General features: G+C 66.3%; 19 protein-coding genes. 11 read left to right on the plus strand and 8 right to left on the minus strand.

What is annotated here, in order from left to right; genetic code table 11:
• Positions 1-5: 5 nt before the first annotated feature.
• Entirely contained in the window at positions 6-953 is a 948-nt protein-coding gene (locus tag D106_RS0107880) for a LysR family transcriptional regulator (protein WP_081620067.1), read from the minus strand.
• 84 nt (positions 954-1,037) lie between these two features.
• Between D106_RS0107880 and metE the strand changes: the two genes are divergently transcribed.
• A complete protein-coding gene (gene metE / locus D106_RS0107885) occupies positions 1,038-3,356 on the plus strand; it encodes a 5-methyltetrahydropteroyltriglutamate--homocysteine S-methyltransferase (RefSeq protein WP_018879736.1) in 2,319 nt (772 codons plus the stop codon).
• 478 nt (positions 3,357-3,834) lie between these two features.
• On the opposite strand, the gene D106_RS0107890 is transcribed toward metE, so the two are convergent.
• The 6 genes from D106_RS0107890 to folE2 form a co-directional block, all read right to left on the minus strand.
• Entirely contained in the window at positions 3,835-4,686 is an 852-nt protein-coding gene (locus D106_RS0107890; protein ID WP_231372870.1) for a heme ABC transporter ATP-binding protein, read from the minus strand.
• Positions 4,683-5,780, minus strand: a complete 1,098-nt coding sequence (locus tag D106_RS0107895; protein WP_018879738.1) for an iron ABC transporter permease — start codon at positions 5,778-5,780, stop codon at positions 4,683-4,685. Before D106_RS0107895 ends, D106_RS0107890 begins: the two co-directional genes overlap by 4 nt.
• Positions 5,777-6,610 (minus strand): hemin ABC transporter substrate-binding protein, encoded by an 834-nt coding sequence (locus tag D106_RS0107900; protein WP_018879739.1) that lies wholly within the window; start codon positions 6,608-6,610, stop codon positions 5,777-5,779. Before D106_RS0107900 ends, D106_RS0107895 begins: the two co-directional genes overlap by 4 nt.
• Positions 6,597-7,712, minus strand: a complete 1,116-nt coding sequence (locus tag D106_RS0107905) for a hemin-degrading factor (RefSeq protein ID WP_018879740.1) — start codon at positions 7,710-7,712, stop codon at positions 6,597-6,599. Before D106_RS0107905 ends, D106_RS0107900 begins: the two co-directional genes overlap by 14 nt.
• A 16-nt stretch (positions 7,713-7,728) precedes the next feature.
• Positions 7,729-9,735 (minus strand): TonB-dependent hemoglobin/transferrin/lactoferrin family receptor, encoded by a 2,007-nt coding sequence (locus D106_RS0107910; RefSeq protein WP_155986335.1) that lies wholly within the window; start codon positions 9,733-9,735, stop codon positions 7,729-7,731.
• 188 nt (positions 9,736-9,923) lie between these two features.
• The gene (gene folE2, locus D106_RS0107915) at positions 9,924-10,859 is read right to left on the minus strand and encodes a GTP cyclohydrolase FolE2 (RefSeq protein WP_081620068.1); all 936 of its coding nucleotides are present in this window, start codon (positions 10,857-10,859) and stop codon (positions 9,924-9,926) included.
• Between the two features lie 115 nt (positions 10,860-10,974).
• Here folE2 and dksA point away from each other — a divergent pair, with 115 nt between their 5' ends.
• The 7 genes from dksA to D106_RS0107950 all read left to right on the plus strand — a co-directional run bounded on the left by dksA (position 10,975) and on the right by D106_RS0107950 (position 16,053).
• Complete coding sequence (gene dksA / locus D106_RS0107920; RefSeq protein WP_017940914.1) at positions 10,975-11,376, plus strand: RNA polymerase-binding protein DksA; 402 nt, start codon at positions 10,975-10,977, stop codon at positions 11,374-11,376.
• Between the two features lie 65 nt (positions 11,377-11,441).
• Positions 11,442-12,704 carry a zinc metallochaperone GTPase ZigA gene (gene zigA / locus D106_RS0107925; protein WP_018879743.1) on the plus strand — a complete coding sequence of 421 codons (1,263 nt, stop codon included), beginning with the start codon at positions 11,442-11,444 and terminating at the stop codon, positions 12,702-12,704.
• A complete protein-coding gene (locus D106_RS14755; RefSeq protein ID WP_081620069.1) occupies positions 12,701-13,348 on the plus strand; it encodes a DUF1826 domain-containing protein in 648 nt (215 codons plus the stop codon). The genes zigA and D106_RS14755 overlap by 4 nt, the downstream gene beginning before the upstream one ends.
• A gap of 235 nt (positions 13,349-13,583) precedes the next feature.
• Complete coding sequence (locus D106_RS0107935) at positions 13,584-14,060, plus strand: hypothetical protein (protein ID WP_018879744.1); 477 nt, start codon at positions 13,584-13,586, stop codon at positions 14,058-14,060.
• 4 nt (positions 14,061-14,064) lie between these two features.
• Positions 14,065-15,033: a YafY family protein gene (locus D106_RS0107940; protein WP_018879745.1), complete on the plus strand. Its 969-nt coding sequence runs from the start codon at positions 14,065-14,067 to the stop codon at positions 15,031-15,033.
• A complete protein-coding gene (locus tag D106_RS0107945) occupies positions 15,033-15,563 on the plus strand; it encodes an MOSC domain-containing protein (RefSeq protein ID WP_018879746.1) in 531 nt (176 codons plus the stop codon). The genes D106_RS0107940 and D106_RS0107945 overlap by 1 nt, the downstream gene beginning before the upstream one ends.
• Positions 15,564-15,633: 70 nt before the next feature.
• On the plus strand, positions 15,634-16,053 hold the full coding sequence (locus D106_RS0107950) for an HIRAN domain-containing protein (protein WP_018866684.1): 420 nt from the start codon (positions 15,634-15,636) through the stop codon (positions 16,051-16,053).
• A gap of 32 nt (positions 16,054-16,085) precedes the next feature.
• On the opposite strand, the gene D106_RS0107955 is transcribed toward D106_RS0107950, so the two are convergent.
• A complete protein-coding gene (locus tag D106_RS0107955) occupies positions 16,086-17,453 on the minus strand; it encodes an NAD-dependent succinate-semialdehyde dehydrogenase (RefSeq protein WP_018879747.1) in 1,368 nt (455 codons plus the stop codon).
• Between the two features lie 104 nt (positions 17,454-17,557).
• Between D106_RS0107955 and D106_RS0107960 the strand changes: the two genes are divergently transcribed.
• The 3 genes from D106_RS0107960 to D106_RS14265 form a co-directional block, all read left to right on the plus strand.
• Positions 17,558-18,529, plus strand: a complete 972-nt coding sequence (locus D106_RS0107960; protein WP_018866682.1) for a complex I NDUFA9 subunit family protein — start codon at positions 17,558-17,560, stop codon at positions 18,527-18,529.
• A gap of 25 nt (positions 18,530-18,554) precedes the next feature.
• On the plus strand, positions 18,555-19,787 hold the full coding sequence (locus D106_RS0107965; RefSeq protein WP_018879748.1) for a multifunctional CCA addition/repair protein: 1,233 nt from the start codon (positions 18,555-18,557) through the stop codon (positions 19,785-19,787).
• A gap of 100 nt (positions 19,788-19,887) precedes the next feature.
• On the plus strand, positions 19,888-20,084 hold a 197-nt coding region (locus D106_RS14265), incomplete at its 3' end, for a transposase (RefSeq protein ID WP_018879749.1).

Here is a 20,084-nt window from a genome sequence, read left to right on the forward strand (position 1 = left end):
GCCGTCTATCCTCGGGTCTGGCGCAACGTGTCGCGCGCCGTAGCGACGAAATCCAGTATGTGAGGACGCTCCCGGTCTGCGCGGCGCATCGTGATGGCCAGGTTGCTCCACAGGCCGTCGCGACCAAGCCGGACACGCCGGGTCGCGACAGGCTCACTCTCTCCCCCGTTGAGCCCCGCCTCCAGCTCGGGCAGGGCCCAATCCGGCAAAACCGCCACACCACGGCGGCTCGCTACCAATTGCAGCAGCATCGCACTAACCTCGGTCGTCCGGCGCGGGACCGCCACCCCGGCCGGGTGCAGAAAGCGCCGATAGATATCCAGGCGCTCCTCGCTGACCGGATAAGTGATCAGGGTCTCACCGCGCAGATCCTCGGGCTCCAGGCAGGCGCGTTCAGCGAGCGGGTGGCCGGCCGGCACCACCAGCAGGTTCTCGTACTCCATCAAGTGCACCGACTCGAGCTCAGGGTCATCCACAGGGTCCACCGCAACGGCCGCATCCACATCGCCGTTGCGCAGGGCGTCCAGTGCCGTGAATCCATGGCTAAGGGTAAGATCCAGCTCCACCTCCGGCCAGTGCCGTCGAAAGGCACCTACCGCCGGCATCAGCCACTGAAAGCAGCTGTGGCACTCCAGCACCAGAAACAGCCGGCCACGTCCGCCGTCGCGGATCTGCACGACATCACGCTGCGCGGCGGTGACCTCGGGCAACACCCGGTCAGCCGCCTGCACTAGACGTTCTCCGGCAGCCGATAATCGCACCGGACGCGTTCGGCGTTCGAAGAGGGTCACACCCAGTCGGTCTTCAAGCTGGCGCAACTGATGCGACAGTGCCGACTGAGTTACGCAGAGGCTATCAGCCGCGGCAGTCACACTCCCCAACCGCACGATCTCGCAAACCGCCCGCAGATGCCGGAGCTCGAGTACTCCCGACAGATCATGAGTGGGATTCATGGTTCCTGTGAATAAATATCGTTTTACTCATGCATCAAGCATGACGAGACTGGACGCCGTGTTCAACCCGGAGTCTATAGATCCATGATCACCACCCATAACCTTGGCTTTCCCCGCATTGGCGCCCGTCGCGAGCTGAAGACGGCTCTTGAGCGCTACTGGAGCGGCAATATCAGCCGTGATCAACTGGAAACCTCGGGCCGCGAGTTACGGCAGCGTCATTGGGCCTGGCAACGCGAAGCTGGCATCCAACAGGTCCCGGTCGGCGACTTCAGTTTCTACGACCACGTGCTGGACATGATGCTGACGCTGGGCGTTCTGCCGGAGCGCTTCCATGCCGCAGCGGCCGAGCACCCGCTGGACCTAGCTTTCTACATGGCTCGCGGTCGTTCTCACAACGATGCGTTGCCCGATGTGCCGGCGCTGGAGATGACCAAGTGGTTCGATACCAACTACCACTACCTGGTCCCGGAGCTGACCCTCGAACAATCCTTTGCGGCCATTCCGGACAGACTACGAACGGAGATCCGGGAGGCGCGCGAGATGGGTCTGCAGCCCAAGCCCGTCCTGCTGGGGCCGGTCAGCTTTCTGTACCTGGCGAAGATGAAGGATGACGGGGAGCCACTGGAACTGCTTGACCGGCTCGTCCCGGCCTATCAGGAACTCCTGGAGTGGATCAGCGCAGAGGGGGTTTCTTGGGTTCAGATCGACGAGCCCATCCTCACACTGGATCTGCCCGTCGAGTGGCAATCAGCGCTAAGGGCGGCTTACGACCGTCTCCACCGTGGCGGGCCACGCCTCTTGCTCACGACCTATTTCGGCGCCCTTGGCAGCCAGCGCGACCTGGCACTGGAACTACCGGTAGCGGGGCTCCACGTGGATGCCGTGCGCGGCGCGATGGAGGTTTCGACCCTGGTGGCCCGGCTGCCGCAGGACAAGATTCTGTCGTTGGGAATCATCGACGGACGCAACATATGGGCCACCAATCTGGAGGCCGGCCTGGACACTCTGGAGCCCGCCGTCAGCAGCCTCGGCAGTTCTCGCCTGTGGCTCGCCCCCTCCTGCTCGTTGCTGCACGTGCCCGTTGACGTGGAACAGGAAACCAGCATGGACACGGAGGTACGCGGCTGGCTGGCCTTTGCGCGCCAGAAACTGGCGGAGCTGGCGACCCTCCAGCGCGGCTTGACCGAGGGACGCGCGGCAGTTGCCAAAGAGCTGGAACACAGTCGGCGCGTGCATAGCAGCCGCCAGAACGCCGGTCGTACTTGCATTCCGCAAGTTCGGGAACGGGTGGCGGGACTGTCCCCGGATGACGCCCGCCGTGCCCTGGCCTATGAACAGCGTGCACCGTTGCAACAACGCTCACTCGACCTCCCATTATTCCCGACCACCAGCATCGGTTCGTTCCCACAAACGCAGACCATTCGCCGGGTGCGCCGTGACTACCGCCGAGGTGAGCTAACCCGGGATGATTACCTGCGCACCATGCGCCAGGAGATCGCTCGCGTAATCCGCTTCCAGGAAGACATCGGCATGGACGTGCTGGTGCACGGCGAGCCCGAACGCAACGACATGGTGGAGTATTTCGGCGAGCAACTCGACGGGTATGCCTTTACCCGGCACGGCTGGGTTCAGAGCTACGGATCGCGCTGCGTGAAACCCCCCATCATCTACGGCGATGTGCAGCGGCCCAGTCCGATGACCGTCGACTGGACACGTTACGCCCAGTCCCTCACGAGCAAGCCGGTCAAGGCCATGCTCACCGGGCCGGTGACCATGCTGCAATGGGCCTTCGAGCGCGATGACCAGTCACGCGAGGCCACTGCCCTGCAGATCGCCCTGGCGCTGCGCGACGAGATCACCGACCTCGAGGCCGCTGGCATTGGCGTGATCCAGGTCGACGAGCCGGCGTTTCGGGAAGGGCTTCCGCTTCGACGAGGCGAATGGAATCGCTACCTGGAATGGGCTGCGCGCGCCTTTCGCGTCGCCACCTCCGGTGTAGCCGACGTGACTCAGATCCACACCCACATGTGCTACTCGGAGTTCAACGACATCATCGAGGCCATCGCATCGCTGGATGCCGATGTCATCACCATCGAGACCGCCCGCTCGGACATGGAACTGCTGGATGCCTTCGAGCGATCCATCTACCCCAACGAGATCGGGCCGGGTGTCTATGACATCCACTCTCCGCGCCTCCCGACGGTACAGGAGATGGTGACCCTTCTGGAAAAGGCGGCACGCGGGATCCCGGTCGAGCGGCTATGGGTCAATCCCGATTGCGGACTCAAGACCCGCAGCTGGGACGAGGTCCGTCCAGCGCTGGAAGCAATGGTTGAGGCCGCGCGCGCCATGCGTGACCAGCAGCCCGCAACCGAGAAGAAGTCACAGGCCAAGGCTTGACATGTAAATGCACTTGCGTATGATTCGCATTTAGATGCGCAGCCCGGACAGCTGTGTGTCGCCAGGACGAAAGGTGACTTCCTGCCTTTGGTCTCTCCAACCTCCGTTAGCATTGCCGCCGGATGTGCAATCCGGCGGCTTTTTTGTGCGCGAAGGCATGCCCCCGATAGAGCGCCATCGTTATCGCGGCCTCGCGGGTCGATTCAGCACAGTCGGGGTGATCGGATCCCGGGACCTTGCAAACAACATATGGCGGGACAGGCAGCGCCACGCCGCAGCTCGCCCAGGTGTTCAATGCGTTCGCGTAATGATCAAGCGGGCCAGTGGACGCAACAGAGGTTGGTGAGGGAGTGCTGCGTTGTGAAGAATTCGCCCAAAGGGGGAAAGTTCCTGGCGTGGGCGGGAGACCCGCGAGGGCACATGCAGTTGATTAAGCAACCGCACTACCGGGGACGCCGTCAAGACCGGGTCCGGAGCGTCAACGCGAACCTGCCCCGAGACCGGCGTCGGCCGGCCCGAGGAGATGCACATGCAACGGAGCACCCGCATCAACCGGCGTGACCCGCGCACGAACGCCCCAGACCCGCTCCAGCGTTGCGGCGTCCAGAACCTCTCCGGGAGATCCCTGGGCCGCAACGTGACCATCGTGTAGTAACGTCAGACGATCCGCATAGCGGGCCGCCAGATTCAGATCATGGAGAATGACCAGGATGGCGCTGCCGGTCAGCGCTTCATCGCGCATCCGCTCGAACAGCTCGAACTGGTGCCGGAGATCCAAGGCCGAAGACGGTTCATCGAGAAGCAGGACAGGTGCAGAGGGATCCGTCACCGGGCGGGCGACCTGTGCCAGCACGCGTGCCATCTGCACCCGCTGACGTTCCCCTCCAGACAAGTCGCCATAGCGCTGCGCGGCCAGATGATGAACGTCCATGCGGCGCATGACGCGACGCACGATGTCAGGATCCTCCAGCGGCGTGGCATGCGGGAGACGACCGAGGGCGACCACCTCCCACACGGTCAGGGGAAAGCTGACAGAACTCTCCTGCGGCAGGATGCCGCGACGACGCGCCAGTATCCGGGGACACCAGGCCTGTAAAGGCTGGTGCTCGAAGAGGATCTCGCCGGCCTCCGGTTCAAGGGTTCCGGACAGCACCGAAAGCAGCGTGCTCTTGCCGGCTCCGTTGGGACCCATGACCGCATGGACTTCACCGGGCACCAGGCTCAGCGAGACATCCTGCAAACGCCAGCCACGATGCCCCTGAACAGAGACCCCGGATACTTCCAGCACGCCGACCGCGGGACGCTTGATGTTTTGAGCCGTGGCGGTCACCCCAAACGCCCCCGCATGCGCAGCAACAACCAAAGGAAGAACGGGCCGCCAACCAGCGCGGTCAGCAAACCGATTGGCAGTTCGGCCGGGGCGACCACCACCCGGGCGGCGGCATCGGCCATGACCAGCAGCATGGCACCACCCAAGGCAGAGGCCGGGAGCAGGTAACGATGGTCGGGTCCGATCGCCATGCGCAGGATATGCGGCACGACCAGCCCGACAAAGCCGATGATGCCTGCCAGAGCAACCGCGGATCCAACCGCGAGCGCGGCCATGACGATGACCAGCAGCTTCAGGCGGTGCACGGAAAACCCGAGATGACGCGCCACATTTTCGCCCAGCATCATGCCATTCAACCCGCGAGCGGCCAGCGGCAGGGCCATAAACGCCAGGACAACCAAGGCCGTCCCTACGGCCAGCGACGCCCACTCCGCCTGGGCAAGGGACCCCATATTCCAGAATGTCAGCGTACGCAGCTGCTGGTCATCGGCCATGTACACCAGCAATCCCGTGCCGGCGCCGGCGATCGCGTTGATGGCAATACCCGCCAGCAGCAGGGTCGCCACGGCAGTCTGCCCCTGGTGACTGGCCAGACGGTAGACGATCAAGGTAGTCACCAACCCGCCCAGGAACGCCGCCACCGGCAGCGCCGCCATGCCCAGCCAGCCCACCAGCGGGGCGAGCACCGTGCCCCCGAGCACGATCACCGCCACCGCCGCGAACGCCGCGCCCGCGGCAACGCCGATCAATCCGGGATCGGCGAGCGGGTTGCGAAACAGCCCCTGCAACGCCGCACCGCTGGCGCCCAGCGCCGCCCCCACGAGGGCGCCCAGAATCACACGCGGAAGCCTCACTTCCAGCAGCACGTAGCGGGTCCACTCGTCGCCTCCGGTTCCCGGGAGCAGGGCGAGAAGATCCCGCGGGGAGGTCGCCACGGCGCCGGTGAGCAGACCAATCATCATGACGAGCCCCAGCGCCGGGACCAGCGCCAGGGTCACATAGCGCGCGCGAGTCTGGCGCGATCCCGGGTTCGCGCTGCTGGTCGACGGCTGACCGTCGACCGCAACCCCCTCACGTTCCAGTACCGCACTCATGAGATCGGCGAGGAACGACCTGTGTCAGTGGCCACGGCGTCCCGAAGAAACGCCGCCACCTCGGATACGGCCCGCCCCAGCCGCGGCCCGAAACCCAGCCAGAACAACGTGTCACCTGCAAGAGTCGGAATTCCCCGCAAGACGTCTCCGGTGGCGGCGCTGCCGGTGGTGAGGACGGCATCGGGATGCTTCTGCAGGAGCGCTTCAACCGAGACGGGCCGATACCCCTCGAACTCGGTAAACACGTTGCGGGCCCCGGCCAGCCGCAGCAGTGCATCCGCCTTGGTGTCGCGCCCGGCGACCACAGAGGCTCCCTCCCCATGGGACATCATGAATACCGCCCGAGGCGCCTCGGAGGGGGCCGTACGGCGGACGTCGTCAAGCTCTTTCTCGACCGAGTCGATGATGTTCTGCGCCTCCAGCCTGCGCCCGAACAGGTCGCCCAGCCGCAGGGTGCGTGCGCGAAATCCCTCGAGGCTCGGCTCTCCGGGCAGCACGATCTCGTCAATACCCAGCCGCTCGAGCCGACGCAGGGTGCGCTCCGGTCCAGCCGAGCCATCATGCAGCAGGGCGCTGGGCTTGAGAGCTGCGATCCCCTCCAGCGGCAGCGTGTGTTGGTACCCCACGGTCGGTAGCGCGCGAGCGGCCTTCGGGTAGGTACTGGTCGTGTCCACACCAACCAGTCGACCGCCTTCTCCGAGGGCATAGATTGTCTCGGTCACGCCCCCGCCTATCGACACCAGGCGTTGATCCGGCGGGCCGGCCGTGGCTCCGGTCGCCGGGAGGGCCAGCAGCGCGAGCAATGAACGGAGGATCTCACGACGAGACATGACGGCCGGTCTCGTTAACGCTGCAGGGCTCAAGGACGCCCAGCAAGGCACGCCAGCGGGGATCCTGAGGACGTCCCGGCTTGCGCTCGCCAAACACTTGCATCAACAGCGCTCCCTGCTCGTCGAACAGTTCCAGCGAGTGGACAGGCCCATCCACCGTCGGCTTCGCAACCACCCATACGGAATGGATGGCGCTCATGCGAACATGCAGGTTGAACCGGGGATCGAGCACGTTGAACCACTCCCCGGCGGATACGAGTTTCGACACCGACCCTGTGTGGATCTGAACCAGTCCACGGTTGCCCACGAAGACCATGATGGGCAATGCATCGTCCCGGGCGTACTCCAGGACAATGCGTCCCGCATCCCGCTGTACTGGATAGGCCCGCTCCGGCCCCGCCAGGCGGAGCGACTGCATTCGGCCCACGCCGAATTGCCGAAGCAGGTCGACGAAGTCGTGCGTGTCCTTCAGCCCATCCCAGCGCGCACGCAGAGCCCCCACATCCACGGCCTGATCGGGCGGATCCGTGGGAATCGCGTGGGTCGGCGCCACACGAACGCCCGGCGACTGATCCGCAGCACGAAACCGACCAATCAATCGTGACCAGGCGGCATCGTCTGTTCGGTCCGTAGCGTAGATCTTGTGTAACGCCAAACCGTCGTCCCCGAATACTTGCAGGCTGTTACGCACTCCGCTGCGGGTGAGCTCGGTGACCGCGAACACATGATCCCACTGACCCAGGAACAGTCGAAGATCGATGTCCGGATTCACCAGCAAGCCCATGTTCCCGAACACCTTTGCCCCAATGTATTCACCGTGCTTCTCGTGCACGACATGATCGTTGCGGGTAAGGGCCATCACCCGACCCAAAGACTCGAGCTCCGACAACAAATCCGCCCAGGCAGGGCGCAGTCGAACGATGTCCCGCCCATCACAGCGGGCGGCGACCAGCTCCGCCTCGGACACACCCAAACGGTCGGCCGCGTCGCGCGCTCGAAGGTGAGGCTCGGCGTCCTTCAAATCCCGCCAACGCTGCGCGATCTCCACCGCGGCTTCGGAAGCGGATTCCTGAAGTGGATACAAAGGGGTAATGGCATTCATGGCAATCCTCCCGGGATCAGAAGCGGTATGTCGCCTGAAGGCGCAGGTTGCGCCCAGGGCTGTTGAGGGCTGACAAGTGATTGCGGTAGGTACGGTCCGTCAGGTTGTCGACACCGAGGTCGACCCGAACCGCGTCTTGGAAATGCTGCGGGTGCCAGCTGAGAAATAGATCGAACAATGTGTAGCCCGGAGTAGACGCACCATCCTCCGGAACACGGTCCTGAGCGCGCACGGCCGTTATCCGTCCGCCCAGAAGCCATTCCGCCAACAATGCGCTCGTGCCCGCCTCCAGCGACAGCTGGTCTGCCGGCATACCCCCCAGCGGTGTGCGCTGATCGCGATCAATCCCGCGCAGGCGGGAGCCCGCGAGCTTCAGATAGCCAGCACTGGCCTCATAGGCGACCTCCAGCTCCTGTCCGCGAATGCGTGCCTGTTGAACGTTCTCGGTCAACGTCCGGCCGATCGGCACGGGGAAGAACGCATCAAAGACGACGCGCTGTTCGATGAAGTCGCTCAGTCGATTCTCGTACGCCGAGGCTCGTGCCTGCAGGCGATCCCCGTCGCGCAATATGCCGCGCCCCTCGTAGGTCGCACCGACCTCGAAGTTGCGTGCGGTTTCCGGACGCAACTCCGGATTCGGCTCGAAAAAATTCCCGGGAAAATGCTGGCCGCCCACATACAGTTCTGTCAGCGACGGGGCGCGAAACGCTTCGGCGTAGGTCGCGTAGGCGTCAATACGGTCACTCAGTGCGTAGCGCGCCGCCAGCTGCCACGAGGTCTCGGACTCGCTGCGTGACGGTTGCCCCGCGGCCTTCTGAGTGAAGCGATCAATACGTACTCCAGGCGTGAGTTCGAGGCGTTCGCCGAGATGCATCCTGTGGTGCACGAACGCGGAGGCCACGGTTTGCTCGGCGTCCGGGAACTGTGGTCGGTCCTGGCCATCGCGCGCACCCGACTGGTCATCCCTGTACAACTCGCCTCCCAGCACGAGAAGATGGTCGACCGCTCCTGTCGCAAAGCCCTGGCGAAACGTGGTATCGACACCCAGTGTTGTCAGCGCGGTTTCGTCATGCCGACCGTCTTCGAGGCGGGTCTCGTCCAGGTCGACGCGGGTCCGGTAAACAACAACATCCAGCTCGCGCACGTAGGCCGCGTCCGGGCGCCATTCGTAAGCCAGTGTCTGGGTGTCGCTGCGGGTATTCCGGGCAACGATGTTGTCTTCGCTTGCAGTGTTCGCGGCCGAGGGGATCTCGTGGTCGTTGCGATAGCCGCTCAGGCCCAGTTCGAACCGGTGTTGTTCATGCGGCTGAAATGACGCGTTGAGCAACCCGGAGAGGATGTCGTCGGCGGTGTTCGGCACATCGTCGCCGCGACCATCGGCGAAGTCGCTGGAGTTGCGCCGTGCAATGCTTCCGAGCAGGCCCCATCGCTCGCCCCGGGTCGCTGCGGTACCGGCCAGCAGGGTTTCCTGCCCCTGGTCCCGGTAACCGCCCGTGACCCTACCGCCACGCGTTTCACCCGGGTGCAGAAAGTCATCTGCGCGCTGGGTCCGCAGGTTCATCACCCCGCCCAGCGCACCGCTACCGTGCTGGGTCGACGCGGGTCCCCGTAGCACCTCGACCTGTTGCAGGATCTCGGGATCAAAGAACACCCGGCCGCGGTGCCCGGAACGAAAGTTCTGGCGCGCACCGTCCTGGCGTATGACCACCCGCTCGTCTCCCAGACCGCGGATGACCGGCTGCATCGCCGTGGTACGTGGGCCACCGCTGGTGGTGACACCGGGCATGCCTCGTAGCACGTCATCGAGGGAACGTGCCTGCTGTTGCTGCAAGGGTTCGCGGGATTTCACCGAGGCCTGAGGGGAACCCTCATTGTGCGTCTCTCCGAACCGGTCGGCGTAGACGCGAACCGGTTCGAGTTGCAGCGGGCCCTCCTGTTCGCCCGCTGTCACGGGCGAGATCAGGCCGAGGCCCAACAGGGCAACGCCCATCGAGCGATTAAGTAGGTTTTGCTTGTTTCGCATCAGCCACAACCTTTGAATCAAGGTGGTCTGGCTGGCATGCAAAAGCGGCTGGCTAGACAACGAATTGGAAGTCCCGAGAGACACGGCCACATCGCCGGTCACCGACTACAGTTAGGAATGATAACGATTCGCGTTCGCGTGTCAAGCGCGATCGACTACCATGGATTGGAACGACGAATGCGGTGGCGTCAGCCGTGCATCCGCGCGAGACGCGCGACGGCGTCGTGTGCATGCAGGCTCTCGCGGTGACGGACCTGGACGCGATAGCCGCGGGCGGAGTACTCCGGGCGCAGGGTGCTGTCCAGGCGCCGTACGGCATCTTCGCAGAACATCAGGTTGCGGCCGTTGGCGAGCGCGAAGGCCTTCTCGTCCACGCGCTTTACCGCCGTTTGCAGGGCGGTACCCAGCGCCTGTTCCACGCGATCAATCAGATCGGGCAGGGGCAGCGTCGATACCAGCGGGTCCAGACCGACCGTGACGGTTGCCTCGCTGCGCTGGCTGTGGGGGGTCGCGACAATCCCCTCGGCCCAGCCCAGCCATTCGCGCACGGTTGCCGCATCCACAGCCGCTCGCGGGAAGTCGCGGTCGAACTGCTCCTGGATCGCCTGCCGCGCCAGGGCCGCGGAGCAGGGACAGGTGGAGGAATAGCCCACCTGAACCTCCAGCTCCAGGGACACCACCCCGGACTCGCTCCGTGCAGCGATCCGGAACGGGTAGCGCTTCCAGCCCGCAGCCGCACTGACCAGGGCCGGCCTTTCCAGCGGCAGCTCCCCGGCCAGACGGACCTCGGCCACGCTGGACAGGCCATCGTGCGAAGCCAGAAACGCCTCGAGCACGCCCCACAGCCGCGCAAGGTCCAGCTCACGAGACTCCAGCTGTCGCAGGGCCCCGTAGAGCCGTGACATATGGATACCGCGCGCGCCCGCGTCGTCGAGGCTCACCCCCGCGCTTGCCCGGGCGATCACTGGCTGGCCGGTCAGATACAGCGGAAGGGTGATGTCTTCCATACCCACCCAGTCGAGCGCAGAGGCGTGCGTAGCAGCCGACGCGGCAATATCCGGTAGCGGATCGGTCGCGGAGGTTTCCGTATCCGGCGAGGCCGGAGACACACAGGTAGAGGACATAAGACACCTTTTTGCAGGCGGGTCGACCCCATCACAGGACGGTGGCCGATCCGTGTTGTCGGGGCGCAATCGAAACGTTATGGTATAACATCCTGATCGCAACCGACGGAACCCCATGACCCGCGACGAACTGCTGGCCATGCCTGCCGCGGCCTACATGAACGAGGCCCAGCTCGCGTACTTCCGCGAGCGCCTGCTCGAAATGCGCGACGAGATCCTGGCTGACATGGAGGGCGCCCGGGACGGATTGCGCGACAACGAACGCACCCCGGACGAGCTTGACCGCGCGGCAATGGAGGAGTCGCGCCTCCTGTCGATGCGGGTGCAGGAGCGCGAAGGTCGCCTGCTGCGAAAGATCGATGCGGCCCTGCATCGCATCGAAACCGGCGATTACGGCTACTGCGAGGTGAGCGGCGAACCGATCGGTCTGCCCCGCCTGCTGGCCCGCCCGACGGCGACCCTCTGCATCGAGGTCAAGGAACGCCAGGAAAAGGCCGAACACGTGTTCGTGCGCTGAGCCTGCCCAACCCTTCCATCCGGGCACATTCCGACGCCCGGGCATCCCGATTCCCTGGAGGTACCATGAAACGCCTGCCCGTCACCGTCCTCTCCGGCTTTCTCGGCGCCGGCAAGACCACACTGCTGAACAACATCCTGCACAACCAGTCGGGGCTGCGCGTCGCGGTCATCGTCAACGACATGAGCGAGGTCAACATCGACAGCGCCCTGGTGCGCGGCGGCCAGGATGCCGTCACACGTACCGATGCCCGCATGGTCGAGATGACCAACGGCTGCATCTGCTGCACGCTGCGGGACGACCTGCTGGTGGAGGTGCGCCGCCTCGCCGAATCCGGGCAGTACGACTACCTGGTCATCGAATCCACCGGCATTTCCGAGCCCATGCCGGTCGCGGCCACCTTCGCCTTCCGCGACGAAGACGGCCAGTCCCTGGACGATGTCGCCCGCCTCGACACGATGGTCACGGTGGTGGATGCAGGTGCCCTGCTGCAGGACTACGCGTCCAGCGATTTTCTGGGCGACCGCGGCGAATCCCTGGGGGAGGAAGACGACCGTACCGTCGTTGACCTGCTGGTGGATCAGATCGAGTTCGCGGACGTCATTGTCCTGAACAAGGTGGATCGCCCGTCGCCGGAACAACTGGATACCGTCCGCAGCGTCGTGCGCGCCCTTAACCGGGACGCCAGAATCATCGAAACCACACACGGCCAGGTCGCGCCGGAGTCCCTGCTGGGCACCGGACGCTTCGACTTCGACCGCGCGTCCCAGGCCGCCGGCTGGGCCCAGGAGATGTTGGGTGGCCACACCCCGGAGACCGAGGAATACGGCATCTCCAGCATCGTATACCGCGTCAATCGGCCATTTCATCCGGAACGCTTTTTTGCCCTGCTGCACGAGGAATGGCCTGGCATCATCCGCAGCAAGGGCTGGTTCTGGCTGGCTTCGCGCCCCGACTGGGCCGGCACATTGTCTCAGGCCGGCGGGGCGCTGACCCACCACGCTGCCGGGTTCTGGTGGGCTGCCGTATCCCCGGAGCAGCGCCCCACCCACGAAGACTGGTGGGAGACGGCGATCGCGCCGGTCTGGGATGACCGATTCGGGGACCGACGCCAGGAGATTGTACTGATCGGCATCCACATGGACGCGGATGCGATGCGCAAACGTCTCGACGCCTGCCTGCTCACCGACGACGAGATGCTGGAAGGCCCGGAACGCTGGCTGAGCTACGCGGATCCCTTCCCGGTCTGGCGCCTGGGGTCCGAGACCGCCGAACCCGAGGTGGATGCCCCGGAAACCCGAGAGTCCCGCCCGGACGTAACCGCATGAACACTGCGCGAACGTCGCACCCGGTCGAGCGCGCGCCGTCAAGGCACCGCTTCGTCGACCGCGCCGCCGAGCTCAAGGGCATTCACCGCCACGATGTGAACGCGCTGATCTGGCGCCGAAGCCTGGATCCGCAACTCCGGGACCAGGCCCGGGCGCTGCTGTCCCGCGGCCCCGGGATGATTCTGGACATCCACTGCCGACCGGACCAGGTGCGCGAACGGTTGCACGGCGCCATCGACCGGGCACCGTTCAGGGTTCATCGTCTGGCATACGATCTGGAGCGCCTGGCGCACAACTTTGCCGTCGTCGCGCATGCGATCAGTGTCCGCCTCCAGCTCGAAGTGCTGGCCCACCAGCCATGCCCGCTGTTTCACGTGGACAACAACGTGCTGCGGATGGTCTGCAGCTACACCGGCCCCGGAACCGAATATGCAGACGACCGTTTCCTGAACCGCGACCGGCTCCGTTGCGGCGACAACGAGGGCGTTCTTGCAGGCCATCCGCCCTTGGCACTTGAGAGCGGATCCGTGATCCTCATGAAAGGCGAACGTTCACCTACGTGCGGGGGGCTTGGAGCCGTCCATCGCTCGCCGCCGGTTGCGGGAGATCAACAGCGCCTGCTCGTACGACTCGACCACCCCTGACCCGCAAGCCCGTCGGACCCGGGACGGATCTGCTGCGCGTCTGGCAGAGTCAGTCCGTGAGGCTCCCCCGAGGAGACACTGACGGCCCTCGGTCCTCGGCCCCGGGCAGGGCCGGAGAAAGCGGACCGGCCCACAAAATCCACCGATCTTCATGATCGCTCGCATTCAATGCTTGACTCGCGCCTCTCCCTCGACGACTATGAATGCGAATGGTTCTCATTTCTTAGGAGGCACAATGTTCACGCTCGACGCATGGCTGGAAAACCCCGACCCCTCGCTCCGGATCATCGACGAGCCGTCGCGCCGGATCGTGGCCGAATGGCGCGGCCAGGAACTCCGCGATCTGCTGGAGACGGGGATCATCGCCCCCGCGGATTGCTGCGGACCGCAGGCCCGCGACCAGGCCCACGAAACGATCCGCGAGCTCATCCTGGAGGCCTGCCTCGAAGGTATCACCGTCCAGCGCAGACCACCGGCGCCTCGGCCGGACATGCCCGCGTCCATGAAACGGCCTGCGGACGGCGACGACCGTCCCAACCGCAATCCCCATCCGGAAGGGGCATCTTGCGAGCCCGCCACCGCTCGCAGCCGCTCTCGACGAATGACCTGTGCTCAGGGCCCCGGAGCGGCGCAGCCGACGAAAAAAACCCGTGACATTGCCAAGGGGCAGGTTCTCCACGTAGCGTTCCGGAAATGTCCACCCCTGCATTGACTTCGTGAACCGCGCCGAGCGGATCTTCCATCTGCACCGCCTGCTCCAGGCGCGCCAGCCGCCGTCGCTGGCGCACCTGATGGAGGCGCTCGAGGTCTCGCGCGCGACCATCAAGCGCGACCTCGAGTACATGCGCGACTTCATGCAGGCACCGATCGAGTACGACGCGGAGGCCAACGGCTACCGCTACGCACAGGATGTCCCGGCCTTCGAGCTGCCGGGGCTATGGTTCAACGAATCCGAATTGCTCGCGCTCCTGACCATGGAGCAGCTCCTGGAGGACGTGCAGCCGGGTCTGCTGGCGCCCACACTGGGGCCATTAAAGGAGCGTATCCGGGAGCTGCTCGCCAGCGGCGGGCACCAGCCGGACGCCGTGCGCCGCCGCATCCGCATCCAGCCCCTGGCCCAGCGCAGCAACCGCAGCGACGGCTTTCAGGCCGTAGCCGCCGCGACCCTGGACGAACAGCCGATCGCGATCGAGTACCACGGCCGTGCCCGCGACTCCGCCACCCAACGCGTCGTGCATCCCCAGCGACTGCTGTACTACCGCGACAACTGGTACCTGATCGCCTGGTGCGAAAAGGCCCGGGCCCTGCGCACCTTCGCGCTGGAACGCATCCGGTCCACCCGGGCGACCGATGGCCCCTACCACGACATCGACGAAGCGACCCTGGATGCCCACACCGGCGCGGCCTTCGGCATCTTCACCGGCCCCGCACAGGAATGGGCGGTGCTACGCTTCACCCCGGAACACGCCCGCTGGGTCGCGGACGAGACCTGGCACCCGGACCAGACCGGCCACTTCGAGGGCGACCACTACCACCTGCGGGTGCCTTTCGGGGATCCCACCGAGCTGATCCAGGAGATCCTGCGCCACGGTCCCGGGGTCGAGGTCCTGGCCCCCGAAAGCCTGCGCACCCGTGTCGCCACCACGCTGCGCGAGGCCGCTGCGCAATACGCGGCTTCATCCTGATGCTGCGCCGCTGGCTGGCCCGCCGCAAAGCCGCCACCGTCTCCGGCCGGCTGGAAGCGATCTGGATCGCTGATCGCGCCGGCGCACCCATGCACGAGTGCGCCGCCGTGGAGGTCACCGAAGCGGGCCTGACCGGTGACCGCTACGCCACCGGGCAGGGCCACTGGCACACGGTGGAATCCTGCCCCGTCACCCTCATCTGCAGCGCCGAGCTGGACCGCGCCACACGGCGGGCGCGGCGCCTGCACCAGCCCGCGACCCCGACGCCCGGCGACCACCGCCGCAACCTCGTGGTGAGCGGCCTCCGGCGCAGCCCGCGCGCGGGAACCTTGCGCATCGGTGTTGTGCGTTTTGCCATCACACGGCCGCGCCCGCCCTGCGGCTGGCTCAACCAGGTGGTCGGCTACAACCTCGCCGGCGCCCTGCGCCAGGACAGCGGCATCTGCCTGCGGCCACTGGAGCCGGGCACCATCCGGCGGGGCGACCCCGTGCACTGGGAGGCCGCCCCGGGGCCCGCAAGACACGATTAGCCGGGGTGGCTCATTCTGTGAGCCACCCCCGGTGCTACAAAGGTCGCAACCCCCCAGATGGAGCGCGACCATGCAATCGAACACCCCCAACCGCCAGGCTCGCCGCACCCCCGTACTGCGCGGCTACTACGCCCAGCGCGGCCGCTACAACGCCACCGCCACCACCGAGGAACTGCTGCAGACCATCCCGCTGGCCGGCTACCGCCACCACGACGCCCCGAAGCTGTGGAATGCGTTGAAGCGCGGCCAGGCCCTGACCCTGCGCCGCGAGCGGCTGAACCCGCACGATGACAAGGCCGTTGCCATCGACTGGATCGACCACCAGCTCGGCTACCTGCCGCGCGAACAGAACCAGCTCGCCGCCGACCTCCTCGACCGCGACGAGCCCCTGGTCGCCCGCATCATCGCCAAGCGTGATCAGGCCGACCCCCACAACCGGCTCGAACTGGGCCTCTACCGCGCGCGGCCGAGGACCGCGCCGGCCCACTAGGGAGACGCGGATCCTCCCCCGGGCGGGGCAAATCAAGCGACCCAGATGGTCTTGGCGTTCTGGAACTCGCGGATGCCGAGTTCGGAGAGTTCGCGGCCGTAGCCGGAGTCCTTCACGCCGCCGAACGGCAGGCGCGGGTCGCTCTTGACGATGCCGTTGACGAAGGCGCAGCCGCATTCCAGCCGCCGGGCCAGCGCCTCGCCGCGGGCCGGGTCGGCGGTCCAGACGCTCCCGCCCAGGCCGAAGCGCGAGCGGTTGGCGAGCTCGACGGCATGGTCCGCGTCGCGCGCCCGGGTGACCGCTGCAACCGGGCCGAAGGTCTCCTCGTCGAAGGCCGGCATGCCGGGTTCCACGCCATCCAGCAGGGTCGGCGGGTAGAAGTAGCCGGCGCCGACACGCGGCGCGCCGCCGGCGACCAGGCGGGCCCCGGCGGCCACGCTGCGGGTGACCTGATCGTGCAGCTCACTGCGCAGGTCGTCGCGCGCCAGCGGGCCGATGTTCGTGCCCTCGTCCATCGGGTCGCCGATGGCCAGGGCCTCGATAGCGGCCCGGAAGCGCTCCACGAAGGCATCCGCGATGGCCTCCTCTACGATGAAGCGCTTGGCGGCGATGCAGGTCTCGCCGTTGTTCTGGAAGCGCCCCCGCACCGCCTGCTCGACTGTATGGTCAAGGTCCGCGTCGGCCAGCACCACAAAGGCATCCGACCCGCCCAGCTCCAGCACCGAGGATTTCAGCGCCTTGCCTGCAGCCGCCCCAACCGCGCGGCCGGTCCCCTCGGATCCGGTCAGGCTGACGCCCTGCACGCGGGTGTCGGTGATGATGCCTTCCACCGCGTCGGAGCCCACCGGCAGATTGCGGAACACGCCCTCGGGGAACCCGGCCGCCAGGAACACCCGCTCCAGGTGTTCGGCGCAGCCAGGAACGTTAGAGGCATGTTTGAGCAGTACGGTATTGCCGGCCAGCGTGGCCGGGATCGCCTGGCGAAAGGCCTGCCAGTAGGGAAAATTCCAGGGCATCACCAGCAGCACGGTCCCCAGCGGCTGCCAGGCAATGAACGAGCGGCTCGCGTCCGAGGCGATCATGGTGTCCTGCAGGTAATCCGGGCCGTGTTCGGCGTAGTACTCGCAGGCGGCGGCACACTTGTCGACCTCGGCCCGCGCCTCGGCCAGGCGCTTGCCCATCTCCTGTGTGGCAGTGGTCGCCAGGGTCTCGCGTTCCTCGCGCAGCACGCCGGCCAGATCGCGCAGGCGCGCGGCGCGCTCCGTCACGGGGCGCGCCGCCCAGTCCGGCGCCGCGCTCGCGGCACGAGACAATGCGGCCTCCAGCGCTTCCTCGTTCATGCGCGGGTAGCGCGCGAGGGTCTCGCCGGTGGCAGGATTGATCGCAGTCAGTTCGGGCATATCGGTGCCTCGGCGTCAGGGCCCGAAATACGGGCTTGTTTGAACAATGCAGGTCACCCGAGTATAAGACGTCCCGCATTCGCTTTCGGAAGGACCTTGCCACCATGTCGATCGATTCGATTCGCAATGTCTGCCTGCTGGGCGGCACGGGCTTCGTCGGCCACCACATCATTCGCCGACTGATTGATCGCGGCCTGAAGGTCCGCGTGCTGTCCCGCCGTCCGCATCGCCACCGCGATCTCCTGGTCAACCCCGAGGTGGATCTGGTCGAAGGCAGCGCCCATGACCCCGCCACCCTGGAGCGCGTGTTCGCGGGGCAGGACGCGGTGATCAACCTGGTCGGCATCCTCAACGAGCGCGGGCACAGCGGCGCCGGTTTCCGCACCGCCCATACCGAGCTGACCGAGAAGGCCCTGGCGGCCGCCGAGGCCCAGGGCGTGCGCCGCTTCCTGCAGATGAGCGCGCTCAAGGCGGACATGGACGACGCCCCCAGCCACTACCTGCGCAGCAAAGGCGCGGCGGAACAGGCGGTATTCGCCAGCGAATCCCTGGCGGTCACGGTTTTTCGCCCGTCGGTGATCTTCGGCCCCGAGGATTCCTTCCTGAACCGCTTCGCGACTTTGCTGAAGTTCTCGCCGATGATGCCCCTGGCCCGCGCCCGGGCGCGTTTCGCCCCGGTGTATGTCGGCGATGTGGCCGAGCACTTCGTCGAGGCCCTCGACGACCCGGATACCTTCGGGCAGGGCTTTGAACTGTGCGGCCCGAAGACCTATACCCTGGCCGAGCTGGTGCGCTACGTCGGACGCGTCTCCGGTCACCGGCGCCCGGTGATCGGCCTGCCCGACTGGGCCGGCAAGCTGCAGGCCAGCGTGCTCGAATTCGTGCCCGGCAAACCGTTGTCGCGCGACAACTTCGCCTCGCTGACCATCGACTCGGTCTGCGACGGCGAGCAGCAACTGCCCTGCCCGACCCGGCTCGAATCCATTGCCCCCAGCTATCTGGGTGGCGGCGGCGCCGGGCGTGAGGCCCGCATGCAGCAACTGCGTACTCTCAACCGCGGATCGGGCCGCGGCTGACCCGGATCGCGAACCCGGGGCCGCCATGCAGACCTATCTCGTCGGCGGTGCGGTTCGCGACCGCCTGCTGGGACGCCCGTTCACGGAACGCGACTACGTCGTCGTCGGTGCCACGCCGGAGGCGATGGAGGCCGCGGGCTTTCGCGCGGTCGGACGCGACTTCCCGGTCTTCCTGCACCCCGAGACCCACGAGGAATACGCGCTGGCGCGCACCGAGCGCAAGACCGCGCGCGGCTACCACGGCTTCCAGTTCAATGCCTCGCCCGAGGTCACCCTGGAGGACGACCTCGAACGCCGCGATCTCACCATCAACGCGATGGCCGAGGACACCGACGGCCGCCTGATCGACCCCTATGGCGGACGGGAAGATCTGGAAGCCCGATGGCTGCGCCACGTTTCCCCGGCCTTTGCCGAAGATCCGGTACGTCTGCTGCGGGTGGCCCGGTTCGCCGCCCAGCTCGCGCCCTGGGGCTTCCAGGTGGCCCCCGACACGCTGACCCTGATGCGCGAGCTCGTCACCTCCGGCGAGGTCGACGCGCTGGTCCCCGAGCGCGTCTGGGCAGAATGCGAGAAGGCCCTGAAGAGCCCCGCACCGCGGCGCTTCCTCGAGGTACTACGCGAGGCCGGGGCACTCGCTATCCTGTTCCCGGAGATCGAGCGGCTGTTCGGCGTACCCCAGCCCGAGCGCTACCATCCGGAGATCGACACCGGCGTGCATACGCTGATGGTCCTGGACCAGGCGACCCGCCTGTCCGACGCCCCGGAGGTGCGCTTCGCCGCGCTGGTGCACGACCTCGGGAAGGGCACGACCGACCCCGACATCCTGCCCAGTCACCACGGGCACGAGGAACGCGGGGCGGACCTGATCCGCGCCCTGGCCGAACGCCTGCGCATCCCCAATCGCTACCGCGACCTCGCGGTGCGCGTGGCGCGCTACCACGGCCTGGTCCATCGCGTGTTCGAACTGCGCCCGAAGACCGTGATGAAGCTGGTCGACGGACTGGACGTCCTGCGCCGCCCGGAAAACGTCGAGCCCTTCCTGCTCGCGGTGGAGGCGGATTTCCGCGGGCGCACCGGCTGGGAAGACAAGCCCTACCCGCAGGCCGATGCCGTACGCCGCGCGATGGCCGCCGCGCAGGCCGTGCAACCGCAAGCCCTGATGGCCGAGGGCTACAAGGGCAAGGCCCTGGGCGAGGCATTACAGCGCGAACGCATCCGGGCGATTGCCAAGGTCTTGGGCGAGCACCCCGACGCGTAGGAGGCCAGCCCTCTGGCCGATGGGGTGTTGACTGAGCTGGTCTAATTTCCGTGGACACCTCGTTAGGTGGGACGATACCCCCTGGACGAGGAGAACAACCATGGCACGCAAGCGCCGAAGTTTTTCAAGCGAATACAAGGAGCGCGTGGCCCGGATGGTGGTCGATGACGGTCTGGAGGTCTCGGTCGTATGCCGGGATCAGGATCTAGGCGAGACGGCCGTTCGCCGCTGGGTCGATCAACTCAAGGCGGAGCGCACGGGGCAACCGGGCGAGGGTCGGCCGCTGACGGCGGAACA

It is taken from the genome of Thioalkalivibrio sp. ALE9 (assembly GCF_000377445.1).
GTDB lineage: Bacteria > Pseudomonadota > Gammaproteobacteria > Ectothiorhodospirales > Ectothiorhodospiraceae > Thioalkalivibrio.